The sequence below is a fragment of the Burkholderia territorii genome (assembly GCF_001718335.1).
Classification (GTDB): domain Bacteria; phylum Pseudomonadota; class Gammaproteobacteria; order Burkholderiales; family Burkholderiaceae; genus Burkholderia; species Burkholderia territorii.
Genome location: NZ_CP013367.1, coordinates 683,819 through 706,419, shown reverse-complemented (window position 1 = coordinate 706,419; position 22,601 = coordinate 683,819). Strand labels below are relative to the sequence as shown.

The following is a 22,601-nucleotide window of genomic DNA, read 5'->3' as shown; positions in this document are numbered from 1 at the left end:
ACGAGGCCTTTACGATTTGCCCAAAAGGAGGCAAGTCTGATGGTCGATGTGCTCGTAATCGGAGGAGGCAATGCCGCGCTGTGTGCCGCATTGATGGCGCGCGAAGCGGGCGCCTCGGTACTCCTCCTCGAATCCGCGCCGCGCGAATGGCGCGGCGGCAACTCGCAACACACGCGCAATCTGCGCTGCATGCACGATGCCCCCCAGGACGTTCTCGTCGATGCCTATCCGGAAGAGGAATTCTGGCAGGACCTGCTGAAAGTGACCGGCGGCATCACGAATGAGCATCTCGCGCGGCTGACGATCCGCGCGTCGTCGTCGTGCCGGCCGTGGATGCGCAAGCACGGCGTACGCTTCCAGCCGCCGCTATCCGGTGCGCTGCACGTGGCCCGCACCAATGCGTTCTTCATGGGCGGCGGCAAGGCGCTCGTCAACGCGTATTACCGCAGCGCCGAAGTACTCGGCGTCGATATCCGCTATGAAACGCCCGTCGATTCGCTTGAACTCGACGGCAGCCGCTTCATCGCTGCGCGCAGCGGCTGCCGGCGCTTCGAGGCGCGCGCCTGCGTGCTGGCGGCGGGCGGCTTCGAATCAAATCGCGAATGGCTGCGCGAAGCGTGGGGGCAAAACGAGCGCGGCGAATGGCCCGCCGACAACTTCCTGATTCGCGGCACGCGCTTCAACCAGGGCGTGCTCATCAAGCATATGGCCGACGCCGGTGCCGACATGATCGGCGACCCGTCGCAGTCGCATTGCGTCGCCATCGATGCACGCGCGCCGCTCTATGACGGCGGCATCTGCACGCGCATCGACTGCGTTTCGCTGGGCGTCGTGGTGAATCGTGACGCCGAACGCTTCTACGACGAAGGCGAGGATTTCTGGCCGAAGCGCTATGCAATCTGGGGACGGCTCGTTGCGCATCAGCCGGGGCAGATCGGCTATTCGATCATCGACTCGAAGGCAATCGGCCGCTTCATGCCGCCGGTGTTTCCGGGCGAGAAGGCCGACACGCTGCCGGAACTCGCGCGCAAGCTCGGGCTGCCGGAAGCACGCTTCATGGAAACGCTCACGCGCTATAACGATTCGTGCCGCGACGGCACCTTCGATCACACCGCACTCGATGACTGCCACACCGAAGGTCTCGAGCCGCCCAAGACGCATTGGGCGCGTCGCATCGAGACGCCGCCGTTCTACGGTTATGCATTGCGGCCAGGCATCACGTTCACGTATCTCGGACTGAAGACCAACGACCGCGCGCAGGTTCATTTCGGCGGCACCGCCAGCGAGAACCTGTTCGTGGCCGGCGAAATGATGGCCGGCAACGTGCTCGGCAAGGGCTATACAGCGGGCGTCGGCATGTCGATCGGCACGGCCTTCGGACGCATTGCCGGGACGCAGGCCGCGCGCGCCGCACTCAAGACAACGGAGGCAACTCGTGCAGCAGTCTGACCCGCTCGCGCCCGAACATACGCGCACGGCCTTTTCGGTCGATACGAAAAAAATGCCGCGCGACGGCATGGCACGCGTGATTCCCATTGTGCCGATGAGCGCCAGCGAAACCGAAGTCGCCCGGCAGATGCAGATCTGCAACGCGTGCCGCTACTGCGAGGGCTTCTGCGCCGTGTTCCCTGCCATGACGCGCCGCCTGGAATTCGGCAAGGCGGACGTCAACTATCTGGCGAATCTCTGCCACAACTGCGGTGCGTGCTATCACGCGTGCCAATATGCGCCGCCGCACGAGTTCGGCGTGAACGTGCCGAAAGCAATGGCCGAAGTCCGGCTCGAAACCTACACCGAGTATGCGTTTCCCGCGTCGTTCGGCACGCTGTACAAGCGCAACGGCTTGACCGTGTCGGTCGCGCTGGCGGCCGGACTCGCGCTGTTTCTGCTGCTCGGTACGGCATTGCACGGCGGCTTGTCCGGCGATGTCGCGCCCGCGAACTTCTACGCGATCTTCCCGCACAACCTGCTTGCCGCGATGTTCGGCATCGTTTTCCTGTTCGCCATTCTCGCGCTCGGCATGGGTGTCACGCGCTTCTGGCGCGACGTGTCGGCCGGAACGGCGAGCGCAAGCGCGCCGGCCGTCGCGGAAGCGGCCAGGAATGCGCTGACGCTCAAGTACCTGGACGGTGGCCACGGCGACGGCTGCAACGAAGAGAACGATACGTTCACGCTGGCGCGGCGCCGTTTCCATCACCTGACGTTCTACGGTTTCATGCTGTGCCTTGCGGCGACCGCCGTCGCGACGCTCTATCACTACGCCTTCGGCCTGGAAGCGCCGTATCCGTTTCCGAGCGTGCCGGTGCTGCTGGGAACCGCGGGCGGCATCGGACTGATCGCGGGGCCGGCGGGATTGCTGTGGCTGAACCTGAAACGCGTCACCGAGCGTGGCGATGCCCGTCAGCGTCCGATGGACCGCGGCTTCATCGCGCTCCTGCTTCTGACGAGCACATCCGGTCTCGCGCTGCTCGCACTCCGCACGACCTCGGCGATGCCGTCGCTGCTCGCAATTCATCTCGGCATCGTGATGGCGCTGTTCGCCACGCTGCCTTACGGAAAATTCGCGCACGGCATCTTTCGATCGGCGGCGCTGCTCAAATCGTCGATCGAGAAGCGTCAACGCAACACACTGAGCCTCGGTTCGGATTAGCCCGTTACCCGGGTACGCCCTGGGTGCCCATCACTATAGACAAGAAGCAGGAGACGCAATGAACCGTACCGAACCGATCGCCGCTACGCCCGGCGTTTCGCCCACGACAAGGGCCGCCGCCGTGTTGCGTGTGACGAGCGGCAATTTCATCGAACAGTTCGATTTCTTTCTGTTCGGTTTCTACGCGACATCGATCTCGAAGATCTTCTTTCCGTCCACCAGCGAGTTCGCCTCGCTGATGCTCACCTTCGCCGTGTTCGGCGCGGGCTTTCTGATGCGTCCGCTCGGTGCGATCTTTCTCGGCGCGTATATCGACAAGGTCGGACGGCGCACCGGGTTGATCGTTACGCTGTCGATCATGGCGAGCGGCACCATTCTGATTGCCTGTGTGCCCGGGTACGCGACCATCGGCCTGCTCGCACCCGCGCTCGTGCTGCTCGGGCGTCTGTTGCAGGGTTTTTCCGCAGGAGCGGAACTCGGCGGCGTGTCCGTCTATCTTGCGGAAATGGCGACGCCCGGCAACAAAGGTTTCTACACGAGCTGGCAGTCGGCGAGCCAGCAGGTGGCCATCGTCGTGGCTGCCGCCATCGGTTACAGTCTGAACGAGTGGTTGTCCGCACAGCAGATCGCCGCATGGGGCTGGCGCGTGCCGTTCTTTATCGGCTGTGCGATCGTACCGTTCCTGTTCGTGTTGCGCCGCTCGCTGCAGGAGACCGCCGCGTTCGAAGCGCGGCGGCATCATCCGCGGGCACGCGACATTTTTGCGATGCTGCTCGGCAACTGGCGCACCGTGATCGGCGGCATGCTGCTGACGGCCATGACCACCACCACCTTCTATCTCATCACGGTCTATACACCGACGTTCGGCAAGTCGGTACTGAAGCTGTCCACCTCGGACAGCCTGATGGTGACCCTGCTTGTGGCTGCATCGAATTTCATCTGGCTTCCCATCGGCGGCACGATTTCCGACCGCATCGGCCGCAAGCCGTTGCTGCTCGCCATTTCCGTACTGGCGATCTTCACGGCCTATCCGGCGCTGTCCTGGCTTGCCGATGCGCCGAGCTTTGCGCGCATGCTGATCGTGCTGCTGTGGTTCTCGTTCTTCTTCGGCATGTATAACGGCGCGATGGTCGCCGCGCTCACCGAAGTGATGCCAGTCGAAGTGCGCGTCGCGGGTTTCTCGCTGGCATTCAGTCTCGCGACGGCGCTGTTCGGCGGTTTTACGCCGGCGGTATCGACGTATCTGATTCAGGCCTTGCACGACAAGGCCGCACCCGGCTACTGGCTGAGCTTCGCCGCGCTCTGCGGCTTGTGCGCGACGCTCGGGCTGTACCGTCGCCGCGCGGACAGCAACGCGTCGGCGGCATCGTCGGCCTGATAGCGAGGCTCCATATGGCGGCCCGCAGATGGCGGCGACAACCGCAGGGGTGAGCCAACACATCGCCGCCAGCAGCACGAGCCAGAACGCCAGCAGGAAATGCCAATAAAAGGCACCCAGCGAAATGGCGCGTTGAGCCCGGAGCGGGTCGCCATGGCGGCTGTGCGATCGTCGCGGCCCAGGCGATCAACCCGCCGAGCACGTGCAATCCGTGCAGGCCCGTGAGCAGGTAAAGGAAGCTGTTGGAAGGACTGGCGATGACGGTTTGCCCGGCCGCCGACAGCATGCGCCACGCGGTGAGTTACCCGATCACGAACACGGCGGCCAGCAAGCCGCCGCATATGAGCCACGCCCCGCGATTCACGGTCAACCGCCGGGCACGCTGCATGGCAACGCTTGCCAGCGCGTGCGCGCCGGTGTTCCACCACCGCAGCGCCGGATGCGGGATCGGCTGCCAGTCCGGCTCGTGCATGCGCATGCCGTACCCGAGCAGCAGCAGTGAAAACAATGCCGTCGCAACGGCAATGAACACGATCAGGCCGGTGCGGCTGGCATTCGGCAGGACTGAAGGGCGACCTCAGCATTCAGTCAGGCCGGGTTCCGGGTTTGCGGGTGTCACGGGAAAACCGGTGACGTAGGCTCGCCGCCCTCCAGATCCGCGTTCGGAAAATGCCGGGCGATCATCTGCTCGATTTCCTGTTCTCGCAATGCCGGCACGTCGGCCATGATCAGAATCTGGCCTTGCTTGATCGCTTCACGGAATCGCTGGAGTCGCGCGTTCGGCTCGGCGATGCCGATCATCCCGGCGGTCCATGCGCCGAATCCCGCGCCCACCATCGTCAACGCGACGACGGCGCCGCCCGCGATCACGAGCTCCGCAGGAGGGTAAACAAGCGCGACGAGACCGATGAGCGCGCCCGTTGCGCCGCCGAGTGCGACACCCCGCTCGAGCGCGTGCACCACATCGCTGCTTTGCAGCAGAGATGCTTCGGGTAACTCATCGAGTGTGACACTGTGGTCGGCGAGAACGTGGATATGGCGCCAGATGATGCGCGCGCGGAGCAGGTCGTCCACGATCGCCTTCGCCATCTGCGTGTCGGGTGCGAGGAAATAGAGGCGCCTCATGTCGGCCCCCTTTTTCAGTCCGGAGTACGTTCTATTTTATGTCGGCGTCGGAAATGTGGCGCCGCGCGCGGAGTTCTTCCCGCGAGCATGTGCGGCCCGGCGCCCCCGAGCAGTGTCGAGCTTGAATCTCCCGATAAAACAGCGGGTGCCGCCGGGTTCCAGGATATTGACGCAAACACCGTCCAGGCACCCGGCGACGCTCGTTGCGTCATCGCCCGTTGCCGGCGTCCGAAGGCAGGAAACGCTCCACCAGTCGGGCCAGAACGCGGACCCGACGACCAGATTCTCGTCGTTGAAGTCGTATGTCGTGCTGTGTAGCGTGTTCCCGCGGTGACGCCTCCAGGATGGCGTGGCGCTTCCTACTGGCAGCACCGACCTGGCGCGACCGCATCGTAAGGATGGCTGACGCTTGCGCCGATCACGCACACGGCGCGACCGACGCGCCGACGATTCCATGCCGCCGCAGCGAATCCGCGACGAAGCCCGATGCCTTCATCTCCTCGACGAACGCGCCGAGCAACGCGGCGGCAGCTTCGCCGCGGCTCTTCGGCACACCCATTGCCTGGCGGATCACCATGAAGCGCTCGTCGAGCAGGCGCAGGCCCGTCGTCTTCGCCGCATCGGCCTCGAGTTGCTGCTTCACGCCCGCCGCGACTTCGAGCTGCTGCTCGACGAACGTCTGCACGACGGCCTGCGATGTCGGTGCGCGCACGATCTGCGCGGCCTTCAGTTCGCGCGTGAGGAACAGGTCGTATGCGCTGCCCTTGCCGACGGTCACGCGATTGTGCGGCTGGTCGACGTCCGCGTTGTCGCGGATCGTCGAATCGGCGCGCACGAGATAGAAGCCTTCGATCAGCCCGTAAGGTTCGGTGAACGCGACCGTTTCGCCGCGCAGCGGATCGATCGCGAAGAAGCCGAAATCGGCGCGCTCGTCGGTCAGCGCCTGCACCGACTTGCCGGCCGTGTCGAACACGACGAGTTCGAGTTCGGCCGACAGCCGCTCGGCAAACGCGCGCGCGAGGTCGATCGATACGCCGAACGGCTCGCCGGTGGCCGGGTCGCGGTTCGCGAGGATCGGATTGCCGAGATTGATCGACGCGCGCAGCTTGCCCGCCGGCGTGAATGCGGAGAGAACGGAAGGATCGATGGTCATGAGAGGGCTCGTATGGAATCGGATGGGCCGGAACGGCGAACGGTCAGCGCGCCGAGGCAGCGTCGTGCGCGACGGATCGGTTTGCGCGTTGCGGCGATCGCTTCGCTTCGATTACTTCACCGCGACTTCCGTATGCACGACTTGCGGCGGGCTCTTGAAGAACGGCCCGGCCAGTTGCCGCCACGCCCGGAAGTCGTCCGATTGCCGGAAATGCACCATGTGATCGTCGACGGTGTCCCATTTGACGACGAGCAGGTAGCCGCCGTCGCGCTCGATCACGCGGTGCAGCTCGGCGCCGCCGCAGCCGCGCGCGCGGGCGAACAGCGGGAGCGCCTGGCGAACCGCCGATTCGAATTGCTCGGCCTGCGACGGATCGATTTCGAGCGATGCCATTTCCAGAATCATGAATGAATGCTCCATGCGGGGTGAATGATGCGACGGGCGCGCCATGCTCGACGCGTTCCGCAACGATACCGGAAGTCCGCATCGCGCGTTCCGGATGCCGTCTCGCGCGCGATCCACCGTGCGCCCGATGCCGCCGATCGGCTCATACGAATCAGCGTTTTCCCCAATATGGAATGCGCGTCAGGCGCCGATGTCACAGAGGTAGTGAAGATAAATACTCCGAGGCGAGCCATGACGACATCCGCGATGAACGGAACGAATGATGCACCACCCGAAACGATCGCCGAAGCCGCGTCCGGCAACGCCGTCGCCCCTGCGTCGATCCTGCTGGTCGACGACGAACCGAGCGTGCTGTCCGCGCTCAAGCGCGTGTTGCGGCCCGCGCGCTACGAGATCCTGACCGCCGAAAGCGGAGAAGCCGCGCTGGACATCCTGGCGTCGACCGAGGTCGACCTGATCGTGTCGGACATGCGCATGCCGAACCTGAGCGGCGCGGCATTTCTGGCCCGTGCCCGCTCGCTGTACCCGGACACGATGCGTATCCTGCTCACCGGCTATTCCGACATCGCGTCGATCGTGGAGGCCGTCAACGAAGGCGGCGTATATCGCTACCTGAACAAGCCGTGGGACGACCACGACCTGCTGATGACCATCGAGCAGGCGCTCGAACAGCGGCGCCTGCGCGGCGAGGCCGCGCGGCTGGCGGCGCTGACCGAAGCGCAGAACGAAACGCTGCGCCGCTTCAACACGGAACTCGAAACGCAGGTTCGCGCGCGCACCGAGGAGCTCGGGCAGACCGTGATGTTTCTCGAAGCGGCGCAGCACGACCTGAAAAGCAGTTTCACCGCGATGGTGCAGGTCTGCGCGAGCATGATCGAGATGCGCTGCGGGTCGGCGAGCGGGCATGCGATGCGCGTCGGCGAAATCGCGCGCCGTCTCGCGCTGTCGGCGGGGATGAGCAGCCTGCACGCGCAGGACGTGTATTTCGCGGGGCTGCTGCACGGCATCGGCAAGCTGTCGCTGCCCGACGAGCTGTTGCACAAGCCGATCGTGAAGATGACGACGGACGAACACAGCCTGTTCCAGCAGCATCCGCTGCGCGCGCAGATGGTCCTCACACCGGTCGCGCAATTGCACAAGGTCGCGTCGATCGTGCTGCACCAGTACGAGCGATTCAATGGACGCGGCACGCCGGACGGGCTCGTGGGCGACGCGATTCCGCTCGGCTCGCGGATCGTCGCGATCGCGCGCGATTTCGAAGGGCTGCGCAACGGCGAAATCGGTTCGCCGCATTCGATCGAGCAGGCGATCGACGTGCTGCACTCCCAGGCCGGCGTGCGTTACGACCCGTTGCTGGTCGCGCGCTTCATCGAACTGGTGCGGGATCCGGCGAGCCTGCGCATCGCGGCGTCCGTCGCGGAAATCCGGTCCGAGCAGCTGCGCGAGGGCATGCAGCTCGCCGATGATCTGCGCACCCATCGCGGCGTGCTGCTGATGACGAAGGGCAGCGTGATGTCGGCGCACCAGATCGAGCTCGTGCGCCGTTTCGAGGCGCGCGAAGGCACGGCGTTCGACATCCTCGTGCTGACGGGCACCGCAGCGTCGGAGTCGGCGTCTGCGCCGGGCGGCACGCCGCCTGCGTGACGTTGCGCGGACTGCTCGGCCGCTGCGTGCGAGCGGTCGCACATCGCGGCAACGCGTTCATTTCGACGGGGGCGCTCGATCATGCATGGCACCTACAACCTGCTGCTAGTCCTGCTGTCGCTCGTGATCGCGACGCTGGCCTCCTATACGGCGCTCGATCTGGCCGCATTCATTTCGCTGCTTGAGAATCCGGCGCTCAAGCGCGCGTGGCTGGCGGGCGGCGCGGCCGCGATGGGCACCGGAATCTGGTCGATGCATTTCGTCGGCATGCTGGCGCTGTCGCTGCCGATTCCGCTGGGCTACGCGTTGCCGGATACCGGCGCGTCGCTGGCGATCGCCGTGCTCGTGTCGTATTTCGCGCTGAACGTCGTCACGCGCGCGCGGTTGAGCCGCCGGCGCTTGCTGGCGGGCGGTGTGCTGATGGGCGCCGGAATCGTCGGAATGCACTACACGGGTATGGCCGCGATGCACATGGCGCCCGGCATTCGCTACGATCCCGCGCTGTTCGCGGCGTCGATCGGCGTCGCGGTGATCGCATCGACCGTCGCGCTCTGGATGGCGCAGACGTTGCGCGCGCAACAGGCGCGCCATGCGACGGCGCAGCGCATCGGCGCCGCGCTGATCATGGGCATCGCGATCACGGGCATGCACTACACGGCGATGGCGGCCGCGCATTTCGCGCCGGACGCGCGCTGCGGCGCCGCGAACGGCATCGACGCGCCGTGGCTCGCGACGACCATCGCGCTGTTCACGATGGCGACGCTGATCGTCACGCTGCTCGTCTGCCGCTTCGATGCGCGCACGACCTTCCTGCGCGGGATGACGGACACGCTCGAACGGCTGGTTCGACTGCGCACCGCGGAGCTCGAAACGGCGTTGCGGCGCTACGAACAGACGACGGCGATGCTGCAGCGCACGCGCGAGAACATGGCGACCGAGATCGACGAACGGCGGGCGGCCCAGAGTCGGCTCGAACAGGAGAAGGACGAACAGCGGCGCCTGCTGCGCGCACTCGAGGAAACCCACGTGCAGTTGCTGCAATCGGAAAAGCTCGCGTCGATCGGTCAGCTCGCGGCCGGCGTTGCGCACGAGATCAACAATCCGATCGGCTTCATCAGCGCGAACCTCAATACGCTGAGAACGTGGGTGCGAAGCCTGCTCGACGTGATCGCAGCGCATGACGCCGCGCTGACGCAGCTGGAACCGGCGACGCGCGATGCGCTGACGGCGATGCGCGGCGCGGCCGATCTGGACTACGTGCGCGACGAGATCGTGACGCTGATCGACGAATCGATCGACGGCGCGTTGCGGGTGCGCCGTATCGTGCAGGACCTGCGCGATTTCTCGCGACCGGGTAGCGGCGAGTGGAGCGTGGTGGACATTCACGCGGGCCTGGAGAGCACGCTCAACGTCGTTCACAACGAGCTCAAGTACAAGGCCGACATCGTCCGCGACTACGGCGACGTGCCGCAGGTCGAATGCCTTCCGTCGCAGTTGAACCAGGTATTCATGAACCTGCTGGTCAACGCGGCGCACGCGATTCCGGTGCGCGGCGTGATCACGATTCGCACGTCGAGCGACGGCGAACAGGTGTCGATCGCGATCAGCGATACCGGAACCGGCATGACGCCCGACGTCGTTCGGCGGATCTTCGATCCGTTCTTCACGACGAAGCCGGTCGGGCAGGGTACGGGGCTGGGGCTGTCGGTGTCGCACGGCATCGTCGAGCGTCATCGCGGCGCAATCGATGTGACGAGCGAGCCGGGGTGCGGCACGACGTTCTGTGTCCGTCTGCCGATCCGACGCGCGGCCGGCAGTGCGGATGCGGCAGCGGAAGTCGGGCAGCAGGCATGACCGCGCAATGACGCGCCGTCATCGTGCCCGCCTGCGCCGCCTGCGAAAGAAATTCCAGAACATCGCGGTCGCGTCCGGCCCTGTCGCGGAGTGGAACGCCTCGCGCGGATCGCCGCCGCTCCACGCATGCGCCAGGCGGCGGACGATGCAGACCCGCACGATCAGCCGGCCGCCGCGCAGATAGTCGGTGTAATCGACATCGTCTTGCGTGTAGGTATGTTGCTCGCCGACGCGCAGTTCACCCTGCTCGTCGACGAGCCGATTGATGCGCGCGAACGCGATGCCGAGCTGCCGCGCGTTTTGCTCGGCGACGACCGAATCGAGTCCGCCATGCACGACGAGCGCGGGCATGCCCGGATAAGCGCGCACGTCGACGCAGGTGTCGACGACGCCGATCGGATCGTCGCGCAGGCCGCGGCGCATCAGGCTCATCGCGGCCATCGTCGACAACGGCGGCGCGATGGCCGGACCCGAGTGCAGGCCGACGGCCGCGAACAGGCCGGGGGATTCGATCGCGAGCCGTGCCGCGAGCCCCGCGCCGGCCGACATGCCGGCCAGATAGATCCGGTCGCGGTCGAATCCGCGCGCCTGCACGAGCTCGTCGATCAGCGACGCAACGGCCGGCGCCTCCGACTGCGACGCATCGCCATGCCAGTTCCAGCAACGATGCGAGTGGGCGGTTTTAGCCTGTTCGGGAAACAGCACGGCAAACCCCGCGCGTTCGGCGATGCGGCAGATGCGCGTGCCCGCGGCGAACGACTCGGCCGTCTGCTTGCAACCGTGCAGCATCACGACGACGGGCATGCCCTCGCTCGACGCCGAAGTGGCGGGCAGGTATAGCGCGTAGGCGAGATGGTTGACGAGGCGGCCTGCGGCCGGGCGCGCGGAATGAAACGACCGCAGCCACGTGCCGGGTGCGTGGTGCGGCGACGTTCGCGCGGCGGGCGCCGATTCTATGCGACGCGGTGGCCGCATGTTGGCGGAGCGCTTGGCCGCTACCGCCGGTTTGGTAGTCTTCCTTTTGGGTCGCGTACTTGCCGCGGCGGAAAACAGATCGAACGGCCGTAGCCAGAGGCTGGATTTTTTCCTGGGCATGGACGAATCTCGTGCCGGCGGCTCGCGCGACTGCATGTGGCGAAGCCCGCCGCTGGATGGAGGACGGATGCGGGTGGCAGCGCACGATGCGTGCCTCGGGCAGCGTTCGCGTCGAAGTGCGGCGGCAACGCCGACACGGGACGCGGATGACCGGCAGAACTCCGCGTCACGTGACGGCGATCCAATAGCGTCCCGATTCGGCCCGGTACGCACCATGCTAGCAGGCGTTGCGCGTGCCGGGTGCGATGGTTCCGTGAACGATGGATGAGTAATCCGACCCCGGCACCGACGGAAAACGATTACATGCGAGCGGACGCCGCCGCTTCACCGATACGTCCACAACCGGTGCACCACGAACATCGTCGGCGGGATCAGCAGCGCGATCGCGACGATTGCCCAGCCGCGCGGCACGTCGAGTAGCTCGGCGGTGTGCGCGAGCAACATCGTTTCGGCGAAGCCGGCCAGCGCGGCGGTCAGATAGCGGAGCAGGTTGCGAGAATGCACGGTCGACGAGAAGCTCCACAGCGTATTCGCGAGATACGAGAACGCGGTGGCGCAGACGAACGCGACGGCGTTGGCGATCACCTGAGTCGCGTCGAACAGCGCGTACATCGCGGATGCGACCAGCATGTGCAGCGCGGTCGAGCCGAGCCCGGACAGGCCGAAGCGCGCGAGCCGCACGCGCTCGGCATAAAGCAGTTCGAACATTGCCGGCTCCGCTGCTCAGCGTGCGCCCACGCGCACGCGCGCCGGCTGTGCGCGGCGGCGAGCGTTCGGGCGCCGCGCATCGCGCGCGATCGGCAGCTCGATCACCTTGGCGTGCGTCTGGTAGCGGCGGCGAATCAGATAGACGGGGCGTTGCTTCGACTCGTCGTAGATGCGTCCGATGTACTCGCCGACCACGCCGATGCCGATCAGCTCGATCCCGCCGATGAACAGCGTCACCGACAGCAGCGACGGATAGCCGAGCACCGGGTTGCCGAACAGCAGCGTGCGGCCGACGATGAACGCGCCATACAGGAATGCGAGCGCGGCGATGCCGAGGCCGATGTAGGTCCAGCTGCGCAGCGGCACGGTGCTGAAGCTCGTGATCCCCTCCAGCGCGAAGTTCCACAGCTTCCAGCCGGAGAATTTGGAGTGCCCGGCGCTGCGCGCCTCGCGTTGATACTCGATGATCACGGTCTGGTAGCCGACCCACGCGAACAGGCCCTTCATGAAGCGATGGCGCTCGGGCAGGCTGCGCAGCGCGTTGACGACCTTGCGGTCCATCAGCCGGAAGTCGCCGACGTTCTCCGGCAGCTTCACGTCGGACAGCATGTTGTGCACGCGGTAGTAGATCGCGGCGGCGGTGCGCTTCGCGAACGAATCGCACGCGCGGTTGCTGCGCTTCGCGGCGACGACTTCGGCGCCGTCGCGCCAGTGCTCGAGCATGACCGGAATCAGGCTGGGCGGGTCCTGCAGGTCGGCGTCGAGCGGAATCACCGCGTCGCCGGCCGCTTCGTCGAGGCCGGCCGTCAGCGCCGCTTCCTTGCCGAAGTTGCGGGTGAGATCGATGACGCGCACGCGGCGATCGGTCATGCTGACGCGGATCAGGCGCTCGAGCGTGTCGTCGCGACTGCCGTCGTTCACGCAGACGATCTCGAAGCGCAATGCATCGAGACCGGCCATCAGCGGAATCACGACGTCGAAGAAGCGTTCGACGGCCTCGCCTTCGTTGTAGAACGGTACGACCAGCGAGACGAGCGGTGTGTAGAGTGGTTCGCGCATGATGGGTTCCCCTGTAATGACGTGCGTGTCAGCGGCCGGTGCCGAAGGTCGGGCGGCCGGTGCGGCGCAGTCCGTGCGCCGGGCGGTGGTGTGAGCGGACCGGATGCGGGAATCCGGTCTCGGTCGAGTTGTCGCGTGCGTCGGGCATCGACGGCACGTCGTGCCTTTCTCGTGCGATCCGGCTGACGAGCATCGCCAGCGACGCCAGCGTGACGAGCGGCATGAACTGGAACGGCAGGTGCGTGACGATTGCGAGGCCGGCCAGCGGCGTTACCCACATCAGCAGCAGCCATTCGCGATCCAGGCGTCGCCAGCCGTGCGTCCACGCATAGCGCGCATACCACGCGATCACGAGCCCGTACCAGGTCAGGTCGTAGTCGTACAGGTACGGGCTGACCATCAGGCATGCGCACGCGAGCGTGGCGGCACGCAACGCGTACGAACACGCGCCACGCCATGCGTACACGACGGCGATCGCGGCGGCGGCGGCCGACAGCAGCTGCAGGCCGCGCGCGACATGAGCTGGCCACCCCGCGAGGGTGGCCAGCGCGAACACGGTCGGCATGCGCGCGAGCTTGACGTGCCCCGCGTTGACCGTCTGATACGCGTCGTTGATGCCGTGCACGAAGGCGATCCACGATCCGATGCCGAACGAGAGCGTCGTCAGTAGAACGCCCACGGCGATCGTCGTGGCCCACGCGGCCAGTGCGCGCCATTGCCCGGCGCACAGCAGCGCGAGCGGGAACAGCACTGCCATCTGCGGCTTCATCGTCAGCAACCCGAAGCAAATACCGGCGATGACGGGCCGGCGATTGAGCGTCAGCAGCCCGAAGCCGGCGAGCGTCGCGGTAAGCAGGCTCGTCTGCCCGACGATCACCGTAAGGAACGCACCGGGGAACGCAATCGCGCAGAGCAGTGCAGCATCGCGCTGCACGATCGAGCGGATCGTCATCGCGAACAGCACGCAGGTAACGCCGAGCCACAACACCAGCGCGAGCAGGTACGGCATCCAGCCGAGCGGCAGCACCAGCAGCAACATGGTCGGCGGATAGAGCCAGGGCAGCGAGCCGTCCGCCGCATTCATCGTCGGAATCGCGAGTTTCTCGATTGCGAACAGCGACGAGAAGTGCCACGCGTCCACCGCATGCCCGAGCGCGGCGAGTCGTGCCGCGCTCCAGATCGGGGCGAGATCCTGCGCGAGCGGTTCGGGCACGCCCGTGTGCGACGCATGCACGCGCGCAAGATAGACGCAGATGAACAGCAACTCGGTGAACAGTACCGCCGTCGCGTACAGACGCACACGATCACGATTGAGCCAGTGCGGGAATCGCCGCGGCCCGGCGATCGGCAGCTCCGGATGGGCATCGATGGCCGAATCGACGCGCAGAAGGGAGAGCGGCGATTTCATGGCGCATTCCGCGACCCGAGGGTCGAGCGACGCACGACGACGAAAAGAACGGCAAGCAGCACGACCGGCCCGATCTGCGGCAGCTTCGTGATGCGGTTGAACACCTCGAATACCGGCAGCAGCCACGCGAGCACGATCACGATCTGATCTCCCGGCAGCCAGCCTTCGTCCAGCCCGTGGGCGACCAGGCAGAACACCGCGATGCCGAGCCACGCCAGTTCGTAATGCCAAAGATAGGGCGTGGTCAGCAGTGTGGCGACGACGAGCGCCGCGGCGCGCAGCCGCATGTCGTCCGTGCGGCGCCAGACCTGAATGGCGGCGGAGATGGCGAGCAGCCCGACGGCGATTTGCGCGGCAAGCGCGACGGGAATCGATGCACCCGCGAGGCGCAGCGCCGCGAACGGCGTGGGCGAGACGAACCAGTAGGCGGGAAGGGTGAAATGCATGCCGCGCACGATCGACATCGCATGAGCCAGCCCGTTCAGGGAGCCCGTGCCGGTCAGCGCGACGCCGGCCACCGCGAACAGCACGGTCGTGATCGCCGCCGACATGAAGGTTCGCCACGACCGCGTCGCGATCAGCACGAACGGAAACACCATCGCCATCTGTGGCTTGATCGCGAGCAACCCGATCAGCATGCCGGCGACGATCGGGCGTCGGCCAAGGAAATGCAGTGCGAGTGCGGCGATGCCGGCGGTGAGGATGCTGTTCTGCCCGTACAGCACGGACGCGAACACGCCGGAGTAGGCGAGCACGACGAGCGCGGCGGCGCGCGGAACGGGCAGGTGCGCACGCAGGCCCGACAGTCGCAGCACGGCGTACGCATAGCATAAAAGACTGCCCGCAAAAAAGAGGAAATACGCGGGCAGGAAAGGCACGAGGGCAACCGGCGCGATGAACAGCAGCATCGTCGGCGGATAGAGCCAGGGCAGCGATTGGTGACCGATATAGGCACCGAACTGCGCGACCTCGGCATGAGAGAAGAAGACCGGGTCGTAGGTCGACGCGGCATGACCTTGCAGCACGAGCTGCGACGCGGTCCAGAAGACGGAGAAGTCGACACCCGGGCGGGCAGTCGTCTGCGACGTGAAGGTATCCGTCACGACACCCCAGATGACCAGAAAGGTCACGCACAGAAGCAGCATGACGCAACTGTACGGAACGATCCGGTCAGCCGTCAGCCATTGAGCACAGCGTTTGGCGCGATAGCGTACTCCACGATTGGCTGTGTACATGATGCCCCGTTTGCGGTGAAGGCTGCCTGATCTGCCGCAACCTTTTTGTGTTGTCGTTTATCCGGATCGAATCGCGCTCGATGGCGCTGTCCGGTGAATGCATTGTTGGAGAAAAAATCGTGAGACGCAAACCGCGGGCCGAATCGCGAAATGGCGATTCGACCGCGACGCGGCTGAAAAGCGGGTTTTCTGGTCTGAGAAAACCGTACCGGCGCAAATGATGTTTCTCGCTTGAAACATTCCGGGTTTTTGGCCGGTCTGGCGGTATGCCGAAGGCACGTCGGCGGACGGGCGACATGGATTCGGGAAAATCCCGAGAAAATTTTTTTGAGCCCTTGCACAGCGCGACCGGGCGCAGCCGGCACGCGGCGCCGGGCGGCAGGCGTATATCAAATCTGAAACATTTTGTGCAGCGCGCCGAAACCCGATTGTCGGGTGATTCGACGGAACCCTTGCTGCGCCTGGTTTTCCTTCCCGCTGGCCTGCTCTTTGCGTCAAGGTCCGCACGACAGTCGACGACGTGATGAACGACCGGTTGAAGCAACGGACAGACAAGACCGGATTCAATCACCTGCGGAAAGCAATGGATCGAGGGCGCGTCGGGGAATACGCCGCCCAGGCCTTGAAAACCGCCGAAACGTCGACCGGGCGAAACAGGCGACGGCATCGTCCGCGCAAAAAGAATCACATGACAGCATTTGGGGAATAAAAATGAAAGACCAGAGCACGCCGCGGCTCGCATGCCGCGAAGAAAGCCCGCAGTCGCAACGACGCGTTTGCGTCATTCGCTCAATCCGTATTCATGCCCGGAGCGGTCGCCTCGCCGTTCTGCTCGATCGCGTCATTCGCCGGATCGCAGCACGCATGCATATCGCACGCATCAGCTCACCGGCAATCGTTCGCCAGGCCAGGCTCGTACCCTGCCGTGTGCGTCGCTGAGCGCGGCATCCGAATCCGTTTGTTGTGCCGGTAGTACCCGCTCCCCGCGTCGATCCGCGACAACGGGGTTTTCATAGTAGTGCGAAAGGAGAGTAGCCATGTCCACGTTCATCCAGAAGATCCGCGGTTTCGTTCAAGACGAACAAGGCGTGACGGCCATCGAATACGGCCTGATTGCCGCATTGATCGCAGTCGGCCTCGTTGCAGCACTGACGCTGGTCGGGAACGATCTCAAGACCGTCTTCAACACGATTGCAGACGATCTCAACGCGGCGATCTGAATGGCGGGGCGACGAATGGCTGGTCCGGCCCGTTCGTCGCCATCCCGTCGCTCGTGCAGGGCCGGACATTCAACCCAACAGATGTCGAATGGACCGAACGGCGGATGACTCGGCCGGTGCAGTGCTCGAGTCTCCCCCGCTCTCCTGGTCAACCGATTCGGAGGCTGTCATGCGGACCAGCGGACGTGCGGTAGCGGTAGCGGTAGCGCGATGGATCGACGACGAGCAGGGCGTGACATCGATCGAATACGCGCTGATCGCGGCAGTCTTCGCCACCATCGTACTGGGAAGCGTGGTCGTCCTGAAAGGATCGGTTCAAGACGCGTACGACACGATCGCGTCGATCGTGACCACGGCCGTCAATACCGCATTGGGTCAGTGATCCAGACCATTACAGCCAATCGAGGTTCGCCATGTTGCCTGCTGCGCTGCCTTACCCGGTTCCGTTGTGCGTGACCGTGCTCGTCGTCGTCGCGGCCAGCACGGACATCACGAGCCGACGCATCCCGAACCGGCTCGTCGCGATCGGGCTGGCCGGCGCGCTGATCGCCCAGTGCGCGCTGCACGGGCTCCAGGCGGGCGCGCTCGCGTGGCTTGCCGGCGCGGCGACAGGCTTCGGCATGCTGCTGCCGTTCTATCTGCTGCGCGGGATGGCCGCGGGCGACGTGAAGCTGATGCTGGCCATCGGCGCATGGGTCGGCGCACAGATGACGTTCTACATCGTGCTGGCCACCTTTCTGACCGGCGGAATCGGCGCGATCGGCGTTGTGTTGCTGCGCGGGCGCCTGCGCCAGATGTGCGCGAACGTCCGGGCGCTGATCGCGCATCGCTCGATGCGCGCGTATGCAGGGGCAACCGACGGCCCCGTGGAAGTCGCGTCGGTCGGCGCGTTGCCGTATGGCGTGGCGATTGCCGCCGGCACGCTGGGCATGCTGTTCGTTTCGTGCGTCTAGCGCGACGAACCCGCAACGAGGATGACACGCACATGAACACGATCTCCACCGAACCGAAGCGCGACGCGCAGGTGACACACCTGCCGCATCCGTCGCCATCGCGGGAGGCGCACATGAAGCCGGGCACGCCGTTGCCTGCCGCACCGCGCTCGCTCGAGGAAACCGGACTGAGCCAGGCGTTCGTCGCGGGGCTCGTGCTGAAGTCGACGCTGGTGCTCGGTCGCCCGTCATACGGCGAGCTGATCGAGCGCCACTGCCTGCCGCTCGCGGTGCTCGACGACGTCTTCGCGTTCCTGGTGCGCGAGCATCTGGTCGAACTGACCCATCGCGGCAAGACGGACCTCGACGTGACATTCCGCCTGACGGACGCGGGCCGCGTGGCCGCGCTCGAGGAGTCCGCGCGCAGCAGCTACAGCGGGCCCGCGCCGGTGACGCTCGATGCGTATCTCGCGTGCGTGTCCGCCCATTCGGTGCGCAAGCTGCGCGTGGCGCAGAACGACGTGTGGGCCGTATTCGAAGGCGTCGTGATGGACACGCAGATTCTCGACTCGGCGGCCGCCGCGCTCAATTCCGGACGTCCGTTGCTCATCTACGGCCCTGCCGGCAGCGGCAAGACGTTCCTCGCCGAGCGGCTCGGCGCGTTGATGGGCGGCCACGTACCCGTGCCGTATGCGATCCATGCCGCCGGGGAAGTGATCCAGATCCACGATCCGCTCGTGCATGTCGATGCGCCGTCGCAACCGGCGGGCCGGTCGGTCGATCGCCGCTGGCGCCTGTGCGAGCGGCCGGTCGTGATGTCGGGCGGCGAACTGACGCTCGACGAGCTCGACCTGCGCCGCGATGAAGCAGCGGGCTTCTACCAGGCGCCGCCGCACATGAAGGCGAACATGGGCATGTACATCATCGACGATCTCGGCCGCCAGCGTGTCGAGCCGCGCGACCTGCTCAACCGCTGGCTGCGCCCGCTCGATCGCGGTGTCGATTTCCTGACGCTCGAGTCCGGCAATCGATTCGTGCTGCCGTTCGACGTGTGGCCGGTGTTCTCGAGCAACCTGGCGCCGGAACAGTTCGCCGACGACGCATTCCTGCGCCGGCTCGGCTCCAAGCTTCACGTCGGCCCGCTGTCGATCGACCACTACCGCGCGGTGTTCGACAGCGCATGCGAGTCGCTCGGACTGGTGGCGACGCAGGACGCCTTCGACTATCTGCTGCACCGGCTGCACCTGCCGACCGGCAAGGCATATCTCGCATGCTTCCCGATGGATCTGCTGCGCCTCGTCGCCGCCGGCGCGCGGTATCGCGGCGATCCGCCCGAGGTGACGCACGACGCGCTGCACGACGCATGGGCCAGTTATTTCGGCACCGCACCCGAACGCGACGGCGGATATCTGCCGCCTGCCGAGCGCGGCGGTCACACGTACATAAGCGGTTGAGCCGTTTCTTTCACGATTCGTTGAGGAGCATTGCCATGAAAAACAGTCGAGCGCTCATGATGCTGATCGTCGCGATGGTCGCGGGGCTCGCCGCGGTCGTGTTCGCGTCCCGCTGGTTGATGAATACATCCAGCAGCTCGGTCACGTCGGTCGCGGTGGCGACCACCGACCTCAACCTGGGCGAGCCGCTCGGGCCGAACCAGATCCGGCTGGTGAGCTGGCCGTCGGGCAGCGTGCCGACCGGCGCGTTCACCGACACGAAGGAACTCGAAGGGCGCGTCGTGCGCACGAGCCTCGCGCGCGGCGAGCCGGTGATCGAGTCGAAGCTCGCGCCGGTCGGCACGAAGGGCGGGCTGTCCGCCGTGATCGCCGACGGCAGCCGCGCGATTACCGTGCGCGTGAACGACGTGGTCGGCGTCGCGGGCTTCGCGCTGCCGGGCAACTACGTCGACGTGATCGTCAACACGCAGGAACAGCAGGGCAAGACCGACGGGCAGAGCATCTCCAAGATCGTGCTCGAGCACATCCTGGTGCTGGCCGTCGCGCAGCAGGTGAGCCGCGACGACACCGCACCGAAGGTCGTCAATGCGGTCACGCTCGAAGTCACGCCCGAACAGGCCGAGCGCCTCGACCTCGCGCGCAGCGTCGGCACGCTGTCGCTCGTGCTGCGCAACCAGGTCGACCAGAAGACGCTGACGACCGACGGCGCGACGAAGTTGACGCTGCTCGGCAAGGCGCCGGTACCCGATGCGCCGCCCGCACCGGCTCACGAACACGTCCGGACCGTGCGCGTGCACGTTGCATCGCACGCGGCACCGGAAGCGCGGCGCGATTGTGTCGGTGTACTGACCGGCGTGCGGGGCAGCGTCGAATGCTTCTGAAGCCATAGACCAAACATCCAGATAAACAGATTAACCAGATCGGCCGCCGTCAGGGCACGGCGACCTTGGAAGTCGACAACCGGCGGCTCGCCGGTCACTCGGGGGATCAGACGAAATGAAGATCAATCCGCAACATTCAGGTACCGGCCCGGTGCGCACGCGCATTGCACGGGGCACGATGATGGCCGCGATCCTGTGCACGGGGTGGCTGACGGTCTACAGCGCGCTCGCCCAGGAAGGCGCGGAATCGGCCGCGCTGACGAAGGGCGGTGCGAGCGCGCCGGCTGCCGTCGCCAAGGGGCCGATGCAGATGACGATCAGCATGGCGCCGGCGCCTGCCGCGGCGCCCCCCGCATCGGCGGGCCCGCTGCGCGGACCGAATTGCGTGGGCGCGGTGCGCGACTCGACCAGCGTCAGCGTGCCGCTCGGCAAGTCGCTGCTGGTGCCGATGCCGGAGCCGGTCCGCAACCGGACGATCGGCAATCCGGCCGTCGCGCAGGCGACGATGGTGTCGCCGCAGACGCTCTACATCCTCGGGCTGTCGGTCGGCACGACCAACATGATCGTGCAGGGCCGCAGCGGCGCATGCCGCGTGATCGACGTGGCGGTCGGCGCGGACGCCGGCGGGCTGCAGGCGTCGCTGCTGCAGCTGATGCCGAACGAGCGCGACATTCACGTATCGACCGCCGCCGGCACGATCGTGCTGGCCGGCACCGTGTCGAACTCGCAGGCCGCGCAGCAGGCCGTGCAGATCGCCCACGCATACGGCGACAGTGCGGCTGAAGGCGGCAGCAAGGGCGCCGGCGTGCTCAACATGCTGGCCGTCACGTCGCCGCAGCAGGTGATGCTCGAGGTGAAGGTCGCCGAAGTGTCGAAGACGCTGATCAACCAGATGGGCAGCGCATTCAACATCCAGGGCGGCTTCGGCTCGTGGAGCGGCGCGCTCGTCAGCAATCTGCTCGCGGGTGTCGCAAGCGGTGCGGTGTTCAACAAGGCGAACAACAAGCCGTTCAGCGTCGCGGCCGATGCGCAGAACACCGACAACCTCGTCAAGATCCTCGCGGAGCCGAACCTCGTGACGATCAGCGGCCAGGAGGCGACGTTCCTTGCCGGCGGCAAGATCTTCATTCCCGTACCGCAGAGCAGCGGGACGCTCACGTCGTCGATCACGCTGCAGGAAGAGGAGTTCGGCGTCGCGCTGAAGTTCACGCCGACGGTGCTCGGCAACGGCCGGATCAGCCTGAAGGTCGCGCCGGAAGTGTCGGAGCTGTCGCAGACGGGCGTCACGCTGAGCGCGACCAACATCGGCGGCACGTCGATCCTGCCGCTGATCACGACGCGGCGCGCGTCGACGACGGTCCAGATGGGCGACGGCGAATCGTTCGCGATCGGCGGGCTGATCAAGGACAACGCGAGCGGCGCGCTCAAGGCGATTCCCGGTGTGGGCGAAGTGCCGGTGCTCGGCGCGCTGTTTCGCAGCACGTCGTTCCAGCAGGACCGCACCGAGCTGATCTTCGTGATCACGCCGCATCTGGTGAGGCCGCTTCAGACCGCCGACGTGCCGTTGCCGACCGACAGCTTCTCGAAGCCCAACGAAGCAGACGTGTATGCGACCGGCAACATGGAAGGCCGCAAGGGTGTGCGCAAGCCGGACGCGCAACCGGCGAACGGCGCGACGAATGCACCGCAGACGCCGGCACCTGCTCCCGCGCAGCAGTCGACCGCGCCCGCTGCCGCGCTGCCCGCACCGCGGGCGCCGCAGCCCGCCGATGCACCGGCAGCGGTGCCGGCGCAGCCCGAGAAGCCGGCGGCTGCAGCGGCCGCCGCGGCAGGGGCGGTGAACGCCGAATCGGCGCCTGCCGCGCAGCCGCCGTCGCAGCCGCCGTCGCAGCCGCAATCGCAGGCCGACGCGGCCAGTGCGGCACGGATCGCGCGCATCGAAGCCGCAGCCGCGCGCCTCGCGGCGGCCGGCTCCGACACGCCGGCCAAACCCGCGCCGCGTTCGAAGCACAGCCTGCCGGCCGCCGCCCACGCGCAGATCGCGCGGGCGAATGCGGAACCTGCGTCCACCGATCGTTGAAGCCATTCAAGGGGAAGCTCATGAAATCCGCCTACCTCGTATTCGCGCGCCGCGCTGCACTGGCCGTCCCGCTCGCATTCGCGCTCGCCGGCTGCATGTCGTCGACGCCGGTGTGGGACAGCCGCTTCGGCGATTCGGTCCGCGCCGTCACGCAAGCCCAGATCATCGATCCGCACGCCGCCGAACACGCGGCGTCGCGCCCGGGGGTCGACGGCAGCGCCGCCGCGTCCGCGCTCGACAACTACGACAAGTCGTTCAAGCAGCCCGAGCCGAAAGCCAATGCCTTCGTGATCGGGATCGGCAAGTCGTCGGCGCAATAA

21 protein-coding genes and 1 pseudogene are annotated in these 22,601 nt (G+C 66.1%); 12 read left to right on the top strand and 10 right to left on the bottom strand.

The annotated features are described in order from the left end of the window. Positions 1–39 precede the first annotated feature (39 nt). The 3 genes from tcuA to tcuC are packed head-to-tail and all read left to right on the top strand — an operon-like array spanning position 40 to position 4,028. Positions 40–1,449: an FAD-dependent tricarballylate dehydrogenase TcuA gene (tcuA, locus tag WS51_RS29145; protein WP_059543194.1), complete on the top strand. Its 1,410-nt coding sequence runs from the start codon at positions 40–42 to the stop codon at positions 1,447–1,449. Then, positions 1,436–2,650: a tricarballylate utilization 4Fe-4S protein TcuB gene (tcuB, locus tag WS51_RS29140; protein ID WP_069230268.1), complete on the top strand. Its 1,215-nt coding sequence runs from the start codon at positions 1,436–1,438 to the stop codon at positions 2,648–2,650. The genes tcuA and tcuB overlap by 14 nt, the downstream gene beginning before the upstream one ends. A gap of 58 nt (positions 2,651–2,708) precedes the next feature. Next, positions 2,709–4,028 (top strand): MFS transporter, encoded by a 1,320-nt coding sequence (tcuC, locus tag WS51_RS29135; protein WP_069230267.1) that lies wholly within the window; start codon positions 2,709–2,711, stop codon positions 4,026–4,028. Between the two features lie 3 nt (positions 4,029–4,031). Here tcuC and WS51_RS33105 read toward each other — a convergent pair. The 4 genes and pseudogenes from WS51_RS33105 to WS51_RS29115 form a co-directional block, all read right to left on the bottom strand. Then, positions 4,032–4,590 (bottom strand): annotated as a pseudogene (locus WS51_RS33105) (cytochrome c oxidase subunit 3); the annotation flags it as partial. Between the two features lie 53 nt (positions 4,591–4,643). Next, positions 4,644–5,153: a hypothetical protein gene (locus tag WS51_RS29125; protein WP_059951358.1), complete on the bottom strand. Its 510-nt coding sequence runs from the start codon at positions 5,151–5,153 to the stop codon at positions 4,644–4,646. 418 nt (positions 5,154–5,571) lie between these two features. Continuing rightward, positions 5,572–6,306, bottom strand: a complete 735-nt coding sequence (locus tag WS51_RS29120) for an ABC transporter substrate-binding protein (RefSeq protein WP_069230266.1) — start codon at positions 6,304–6,306, stop codon at positions 5,572–5,574. Between the two features lie 111 nt (positions 6,307–6,417). Continuing rightward, positions 6,418–6,711 (bottom strand): antibiotic biosynthesis monooxygenase family protein, encoded by a 294-nt coding sequence (locus WS51_RS29115; RefSeq protein WP_069230387.1) that lies wholly within the window; start codon positions 6,709–6,711, stop codon positions 6,418–6,420. A 231-nt stretch (positions 6,712–6,942) separates the two neighbouring features. Here WS51_RS29115 and nosR point away from each other — a divergent pair, with 231 nt between their 5' ends. Together nosR and WS51_RS29105 are read left to right on the top strand one after the other, a co-directional pair. Next, positions 6,943–8,355, top strand: coding sequence for a response regulator c-di-GMP phosphodiesterase, NosR family (nosR, locus tag WS51_RS29110; RefSeq protein ID WP_060256874.1), 1,413 nt, complete (start codon positions 6,943–6,945; stop codon positions 8,353–8,355). An 81-nt stretch (positions 8,356–8,436) separates the two neighbouring features. Beyond that, positions 8,437–10,209: a histidine kinase gene (locus WS51_RS29105; RefSeq protein ID WP_069230265.1), complete on the top strand. Its 1,773-nt coding sequence runs from the start codon at positions 8,437–8,439 to the stop codon at positions 10,207–10,209. Positions 10,210–10,227: 18 nt separating this feature from the next. Here the strand turns inward: WS51_RS29105 and WS51_RS29100 are convergent, their stop codons facing one another. From WS51_RS29100 to WS51_RS32360, 6 genes are all read right to left on the bottom strand, one after another. After that, positions 10,228–11,304 carry an extracellular catalytic domain type 1 short-chain-length polyhydroxyalkanoate depolymerase gene (locus tag WS51_RS29100; RefSeq protein WP_069230264.1) on the bottom strand — a complete coding sequence of 359 codons (1,077 nt, stop codon included), beginning with the start codon at positions 11,302–11,304 and terminating at the stop codon, positions 10,228–10,230. Positions 11,305–11,628: 324 nt separating this feature from the next. Beyond that, positions 11,629–12,012 carry a GtrA family protein gene (locus tag WS51_RS29095; RefSeq protein ID WP_059770039.1) on the bottom strand — a complete coding sequence of 128 codons (384 nt, stop codon included), beginning with the start codon at positions 12,010–12,012 and terminating at the stop codon, positions 11,629–11,631. Positions 12,013–12,027: 15 nt separating this feature from the next. Further along, complete coding sequence (locus tag WS51_RS29090; protein WP_059502462.1) at positions 12,028–13,071, bottom strand: glycosyltransferase family 2 protein; 1,044 nt, start codon at positions 13,069–13,071, stop codon at positions 12,028–12,030. Between the two features lie 28 nt (positions 13,072–13,099). After that, positions 13,100–14,479, bottom strand: coding sequence for a glycosyltransferase family 87 protein (locus WS51_RS29085; protein ID WP_069230263.1), 1,380 nt, complete (start codon positions 14,477–14,479; stop codon positions 13,100–13,102). After that, on the bottom strand, positions 14,476–15,714 hold the full coding sequence (locus WS51_RS29080; RefSeq protein ID WP_069230262.1) for a glycosyltransferase family 87 protein: 1,239 nt from the start codon (positions 15,712–15,714) through the stop codon (positions 14,476–14,478). The genes WS51_RS29085 and WS51_RS29080 overlap by 4 nt, the downstream gene beginning before the upstream one ends. Beyond that, positions 15,650–16,381 carry a hypothetical protein gene (locus WS51_RS32360; RefSeq protein ID WP_155773640.1) on the bottom strand — a complete coding sequence of 244 codons (732 nt, stop codon included), beginning with the start codon at positions 16,379–16,381 and terminating at the stop codon, positions 15,650–15,652. The genes WS51_RS29080 and WS51_RS32360 overlap by 65 nt, the downstream gene beginning before the upstream one ends. Before the next feature lie 370 nt (positions 16,382–16,751). On the opposite strand from WS51_RS32360, the gene WS51_RS29075 reads away from it, so the two are divergent. The 7 genes from WS51_RS29075 (at position 16,752) to WS51_RS29045 (ending at position 22,601) form a co-directional block, all read left to right on the top strand. Next, on the top strand, positions 16,752–16,934 hold the full coding sequence (locus tag WS51_RS29075; protein WP_059451855.1) for a Flp family type IVb pilin: 183 nt from the start codon (positions 16,752–16,754) through the stop codon (positions 16,932–16,934). A 169-nt stretch (positions 16,935–17,103) separates the two neighbouring features. After that, complete coding sequence (locus WS51_RS29070; RefSeq protein WP_059502455.1) at positions 17,104–17,316, top strand: Flp family type IVb pilin; 213 nt, start codon at positions 17,104–17,106, stop codon at positions 17,314–17,316. A gap of 31 nt (positions 17,317–17,347) precedes the next feature. Next, positions 17,348–17,887, top strand: a complete 540-nt coding sequence (locus WS51_RS29065; protein WP_069230261.1) for an A24 family peptidase — start codon at positions 17,348–17,350, stop codon at positions 17,885–17,887. 32 nt (positions 17,888–17,919) lie between these two features. Then, entirely contained in the window at positions 17,920–19,320 is a 1,401-nt protein-coding gene (locus WS51_RS29060; protein WP_069230260.1) for an ATP-binding protein, read from the top strand. Between the two features lie 35 nt (positions 19,321–19,355). Further along, positions 19,356–20,201, top strand: a complete 846-nt coding sequence (gene cpaB / locus WS51_RS29055) for a Flp pilus assembly protein CpaB (protein ID WP_059451851.1) — start codon at positions 19,356–19,358, stop codon at positions 20,199–20,201. A 115-nt stretch (positions 20,202–20,316) separates the two neighbouring features. Next, the gene (locus tag WS51_RS29050; RefSeq protein WP_069230259.1) at positions 20,317–22,281 is read left to right on the top strand and encodes a type II and III secretion system protein family protein; all 1,965 of its coding nucleotides are present in this window, start codon (positions 20,317–20,319) and stop codon (positions 22,279–22,281) included. Between the two features lie 20 nt (positions 22,282–22,301). Next, positions 22,302–22,601 (top strand): hypothetical protein, encoded by a 300-nt coding sequence (locus tag WS51_RS29045; RefSeq protein WP_069230258.1) that lies wholly within the window; start codon positions 22,302–22,304, stop codon positions 22,599–22,601.